Annotated in this window: 1 protein-coding gene; it reads right to left on the bottom strand. The window is 66.8% G+C overall.

All coding sequences use genetic code 11. The annotated features are described in order from the left end of the window. On the bottom strand, positions 1-6,604 hold a 6,604-nt coding region (locus ABI213_RS23630; protein ID WP_348028935.1), incomplete at both ends, for a glucoamylase family protein.

The following is a 6,604-nucleotide window of genomic DNA, read 5'->3' as shown; positions in this document are numbered from 1 at the left end:
CAGCGTGGTATCGCCCGTGCTGCGTAAATAGTGGGCGCAGGCGTGCGGGAGCCACAGCAGGTCGTCTGAAAAGTGCGTGCGGACCCCCGCGCCGGTGGGGGCATGCCACCAGTGCTGCACATCCCCTTCGGGGAATTGGCGCGCCGCGCATACGGTGATTTGCTCGCGCAGCATGCCAGGTGCGGCCCAGGCCAGCGACATGGCATCTTGCAACTGGTCGCGGAAACCTGTAGCCCCACCGGCCTGGTAAAAGCCCGACTTGGCCCATAGGCGGCAGGCCACGGTTTGGTACAGCAGCCAGTGGTTCACCATGGCATCGAATAGTGGGTCGGGTGTGGCTACCTCGGTGGCCCCCAGCAGGGTGTCCCAGTGCGCGCGCGCCGATGCCAGGCGCTGGGTGGCGTTGACCGCGGCGGCCTGCAGCACTACTTCGCGGGCCAGTAGCGGGTTGGCGGCAAAGCCCAGCAAAAATACCCGGTCGGCGGTGTCACCAGCCGCCAGTTGCAGCGTGGTAGAGAGGGCGGCGCAGGGGTCCAGCCCGGCACCGGTGGCGTGGCCAAAATGGTCAGGCAGCACCAAGCGGCCGCGTGCGTCAAAACATTCTCTGCGGTCGCTGGTCCAGTCGTCTACCGCATGGTTCTCGTCGCCCGTCAGGGCCAAGAATGCAGTGCCTTCGCCAAAACCCGCGCTGCGTTCGCGTTGGGTGCACAGCAGCGCCGTGGTAGCACCCTGCTGGAACATGCCCGTGTGTACGGTGCTGCGGTCGCTGCGGTTGGCCCCCATCAGCCATTCGGCCATGCCGATGATGCGCAGTTGCAGGCTGCGGTGGCCCCGGTTGATGGTGTGGATCCGCACGTGCTTGACGGCAGTTTTGGGGTCCACGCACCAGGTGGCGGCCACGTCGATATCCCCCCGGCGGTGGCGGATGGTGGTGCTACCCTGGCCGTGCGCCACGTGGTATACCGCCTGCGGGTCGGCCCAGGCGTTGGGGGCGATGCTCCATACCTCCAGTGTCTTGCGGTCTTGCAGCAAAAACCATTCCGAGGGTGTGTCGCCCACCGGGTCGTTGGACCAGGTGGTGAGCTGGTTCAGTCGGCTATTCATGCCCCAGCTGTAGCCACCACCGGCTTCGGTGATGTGCGCACCAAAGGCCGGATTTGCCAGCACATTGGTCCAAGGCCGCACGGTGCGCAGCGTGGGGCTCACATCAAAGCGGAATTCGCCCTCGGCGGTAAAAACCCCGGCTGGGGCCGGTACGGATTCGTGGCGCAGGGGCACCAGGGGTACGGCCAGGGTCGAGATGGTGTGGCGGTTCTCCAGTGCCTGCTCGTGTAGAGCCGTCCAGGCCTGCACATGGTGCAGCAGGGGGCGGCCATCGGCCAGCAGGCGCACGCGGGCCTGGGCGTGCAGGGTGCTGAACTCGTCTGGGGTCAACTCATCGGCCCGCAGTAGGACCATGGTGGTGGGTGCGGATTCGCCGCCCCGGTCGGCTGCATGGCGGTCGCGCAGGATGCCAATTTCGCGGTGCAGCTCCATGAGGTAGGACGCGGGTTCGGCATTCACCACTACCAGGTCGCAGCCCAAGCCGCCCCAAGACCACAGGCGCAGCGCCTGGGCCAGGGCGCGCAATAGGCCCAGGCCTTCCATGGCACTGGCGGACACCAGCAAAATGGGCCGGTCACCCGAGATGCCAAAACGCCACAGCAGCCGCCGATCGCTCACCGGGGCCATGCCGTCGGACGCGGTGCGCACATTCGGGCGGGTCAGGCTCAGCGTCAGCGCGCTGGTCAGGGTCTGAATGGCTACCAGGCTGTCGGGGGCCAAACCCCAGGTGCGCAGGCGTATGCCTGCTAACGTGGCCGACATCAACGACGAACGCTTCACATTGCTGTGCTGGCGGTACTTGTCGATCACGGCCTGCAGAGTGTCAGCGTTGTCGCTGGCGGTGGTGGCAAAGGTCAGCCGGGCCTTGCCATGCGCGGCAATCCGCAGCTTGACGGCCATGGCGCAGACCGGGTCCAGTCCGGTATCCAGCGCGCCAGAAACAGGCAGCGCGGCAAACGTGGCTTGCGGCTGGCTGGCATCGTGGTTACGGCCCAGCCAGTGCTGGCGGTCGGTCTGGATACGCACGTCCAGCACCTGTGGATCGGTATCGACCATGAAGTGGGCGGCTTGCAAGGCCTGCTCGGTGGGCAGGCGGGGGGTACGCTCGAACACCAGGGCCTGGTCTTCGGCCTGCCACTGCGCCCGCACAAACAGGTTGGTAAAGGCCGGGTGCGCCTCGTCGGCCCGCGCATCGGACAGGGTGACTTCAAAGGCCGAAATCAGCTCGATCTCCAATGGCTGGTCGCCCAGGTTACGCAGCTCCACTTGGCGGAACTCGATGTCGTCCTCGGGGCTGACCCACACCGTGGTGTGGGCTTGCACGCCGGGCCATTCGGCATCGAAACAGACCCGGTCTGCGTGGTAGGTGCTGTGGTAGTCGGCAGCCGGGTCGGGTGCCGGGTGCTGGGTGATGGACACCAGCGGCTGGTCAGCGCTCCAGCGCAGGTAAAAGAAGCTGCCATAGGCATCGCGCAGCGCATCGTCGCGCCAACGGGTGATGCCCGTGCCGCCGCGGCGGCTCCAGCCCGCGCCATTGGCCCGCAGCGCCACGTGGTAGCGCCCGTTGGACAGCAGGTGCGTGGGTTCCAGAGCAGTGCCGCCGGGCACCACCTCGCGCAGCAGGCCGGGGGCGCGCGGCTGCATTTGCTGGGTCGGTAGCCCCGCCGGGGGGGCGTTCAGCAGCGACACTTCGCGTGGCGCACGTTCGTGCAGCAGCGAGGTCACCGCCTCGATGGAGGGGTTGGCCATACCCCAGCGCTGGGCCGGACCGTCCAGCAGCACATTGGCCAGGGCCACCAGGGTCATACCCTGGTGGTGCGCCATGAAGGTGCTGACCGGGGTGAAGGCCTCGCCGTCGGCCTGGCGTGCCGGGGTGAAGTCCAGCGCCTCGATAAAGCCATAGCGTCCATGCGCGCCCAAATTCTCCAGTGCTACAAAATTCGCAGCTGCCAGCGCAGGCGCTACCTGCATTGCAAGCCCGGTAGCATAGGGAGCGATAACTAACTCGTCGATCGGGGTGCGGCGCAACGCCAGCCGGGGCACGCCTTGCGGCGCGTACTGGTAGGCCAGGGTGTGGTCCTGCCCGGCATAGGCGGATTCAGAAATACCCCAGGGCACTTTGCGCCCATGGGCGTAGGCCATTTGCTCTTGCAGGGCGGCCTGGCAGGCCTCTTGCAGCACGCTGCCGGGGGGCTCGACCAGCACCAGCGTGGGCATTAAATATTCGAACATCGAACCCGACCACGAGCGCAGGCCCGCGTTGGCACCGGTGGCATAAAACGGCCGCCCCAGCGATGCCCAGTGGCGCACCGGCACATCGCCCTTGGCAATCGCCAGCAGGCTAGTCAGGCGCGACTCGGAGGCCAGCAAGTCGTAAAACCCCGCGTCCAGTTGCTGCTCGGCCACCCGGTAGCCAATGTGCAGCAAGTGCCGTTTGCGGTGGTACAGAAAGCGGTAGTCGGCCGCCCAGGCCATGTCTTCCATGGTGTGTGCCAGAGCCAGCAGGCGCTGGGCATCGGCGCTAGCGTTGCTCCCCAGGTCTTTCTCGGCAGACTGGCGGGTGGCACGGTGGTCGGCCAGCAGCCAGTGCAGTTGTTCGCGCTGGGCCGGTGTCAGGTGCTTGCGGTTGGCCAGCAGCGGGGCGATGCGGTCACGGGATGCCTGCAGGGCGCGGTGGGCCGCCTGGCTGTTGTGCGGCGCAGCGGCCATCTCCCGGCAGGCCTGGGCCACGGCTAGCAAATGCCCGCTGAGGTTGCCGCTGTCCACGGTGGACACATACAGCGGCAGCAGGGGGGCGCATGTTTGCGTGTCGTACCAGTTGTAGAAGTGGCCGCGGTGGCGTTGCATGCAGCCCAGCGTGGCCAGGGTGGCATCCAGGCGCGCCAGCAAGTCTTGCGTGCCTATCCAGCCAAACTGGCGGGCGCAGGCCACGCTCAGCAGATACAGACCGATATTGGTCGGCGAGGTGCGGTGGGCCAGCATGTCTACCGGCAGGGTTTGCAGATTGTCGGGTGGCAGGAAGTTGTCTTCGGGGCCGATGCAGCGCTCAAACCAGCGCCAGGTGTCGCGGGCGATGCCGTGCAGCCGTGCCAGGTCGGCGGCGGGCAGTCGGGCATCTTCGGGGCTGGCACGGGGGCGACTGGTCCACCATATCCATACCGGCGACGCGGCCCACATCAGGCACAGCACCGTGGCCAGTACCGGATGCGGTGTGTTCACGGTCAGCAGCCCGGCCAGCAACAGCAGGGCCACGACTGGCAGGCTCCAGTGCGCTCGCACCAGGGCTGGTAAATGGGTTCTGGCCTGGGCCTGTGCCGCGGCGGCGGTGGTCCATTGCAGCAGATGCCGGTGACTGACGAACATGCGGTACAGCGCCCGTGCAATTGCGTCCACCGCCAGCAGCGCATGCATCAGCAACTGGGCCACGTGCCACAGCCCGCCCCATACCGTGCGGGCCAAGTCCGATCCGGCCTGGCGGTAAAAGTGGCGCTTGGCCAGGTCGTCGCGGCTGGGCGAAAACCCCGCCACCGCGCCCATCATCGGTCCGGCAGAGAAAGCCGCCGCCACCAGGGCCAGTGCGGACCAGGGCGACAGCGCGGGGGTGCACAGCGCCAGCAGCAACAAGAGCAGCGAGGCCGGGGCCACCAGAGAGCGGCGCAGGTTGTCAAACATCTTCCAGACGTTGATGCCCCGCAGCGGGTAGCGCCCAGAGTTCAGCAGAATCGCCAGCAGTTGCCAGTCACCGCGCGTCCAGCGGTGCACCCGGGAGGCGGCCACGTCGGCGTGGAAGGGTGCATCCTCGATCATGCTGACATCGGTCACCGCGGCGCAGCGCGCCAGCGAACCTTCCAGCAGGTCGTGGCTGAGCACCTGGCCTTCAGGCAGTCGGCCCGACAACACGGCGTGCAGGGCCTGCACATGCAACAAGCCCTTGCCGGTGAAGCTGCCTTCGCCAAACACGTCCTGGTAGACCTCGGAGGTGGCGGCACTGTAAGGATCGATACCGCACTGCCCGGCAAATAGCCAGTGGTACAGCGTGAAGTCTTTGCGCGCAGGCAGCGGTGTGGCTACGCGCGGCTGCAGGATGCCGTAGCCCTGCACTACGCTGCGCCCGCTGGCATCCAGCTGGGGCTGGTTGTGCGGGTGCGCGGCCACACCCACCAGCTCGCGCAGGCGGCCTGGCGGCAACTGGGTGTCGCTGTCCAGGGTGACGATGTAAGGTGTATGCGAGGCGATGCGTGAGATGTTGCCCAGGTACATGAAGGCGGCGCTGGAGTCGGTCGCCAGGGCTTCCACCAGTTGTTCCAACTTGCCGCGTTTGCGCTCCCAGCCGATCCAGCGCTGCTCGGTGGTGCTGAAGGTGCGCTCGCGGTGCAGCAAGATGAAGCGCGGGGCGGCACCGTTCAGGCTGGGATAGCGCTGGTTAAGCGCACTGATGGCCTGGGTGGCGGCAGACAGCAGATCGGCATCGGCCGGGGTGCGCTCGGTATCGGCATCCACCCAATCGGACAGCAGGCCGAACTGGGCGCAGGGTTCGGGGTTGGCAATGTAGTGCAGGTGCAGCCGGTGCACCAGTTCACGGGTCGATGCCGCACCGCCCAGCATGGCGGGAATCACCACCAGCACCCGGTGCTCAGCCGGTATGCCGTCCAGCAGACCCAGGCGCGGCAGGTGCTGCGGGCGCACCGATTCGCTGATCAACCGGTTGATGATGGCCACGATGGCCTCGGATGCCGGAAACAACATCAGCACGGCGGTCAACAGCAGCAAGCCCAGGCCGCTGGTGTGGTGGTGCAGCATCCACGCTACCAAGCCTACGCTGCCCACGCCCAAAGCGCCCAGGTAGGCGGGCAGGGCGGCACGGCGGGTAGTGGTGCGCCACAGTACGGCCGCGTTTTCATGCAGACCCAGGCTTTTGACCAGTACCGGGCGGCCCGCCCCTTCCAGCCAGTAGCTGGGCACGCCGGTGGCCGCATCGAACGGGTTGCCGGTTTGCATCAGTCCCAGCAGAGTCTGGGCGACCGAAGCTTCGCTGTGGCCACTGCGTTTGGCCAGCCGCTCGATGGCGTGCAGGGTGGCATCACGGGTACTGGGGTGTTCGGATTCAAAGATAGGTGAGGCCAGCATGCGCTGCATCAACAGGCTGGTGCGCGACACGATGTCGGGCCAGTCGGCATCGCCAATTGCGCGCAGCGATTTCACCGCGTTGCTCACACTCAGGTTGTCGGCGGCCTGGTCTACGTTGTGCTGGGTTTGGGCAGCGGCAAAGTCGGGCAGGGCGGTTTGCAGCCAGTCGTTGAAGCGGGCCTCTGCCTGAGCATTGGCATTGGTGCGGCTGTCCTGCAGGCGCAGCCCCATTTGGGTGAGGAACATCCGGCCCACGCCGCGCTCGTTCAGCAGCGCCAGCAGTTCGTCCAAGGCGGGAACGGTGGTGGTGTCCAGGTGGTCGCAGCACAGGTTGGCCACCTCGCGGGCCGCCTTGTTGGTGGCCACACGCTCG

It is taken from the genome of Rhodoferax sp. (assembly GCF_039922535.1).
Taxonomy (GTDB): Bacteria; Pseudomonadota; Gammaproteobacteria; order Burkholderiales; family Burkholderiaceae_C; genus Rhodoferax_B.
This window is presented reverse-complemented; position numbering and strand designations above follow the sequence as displayed.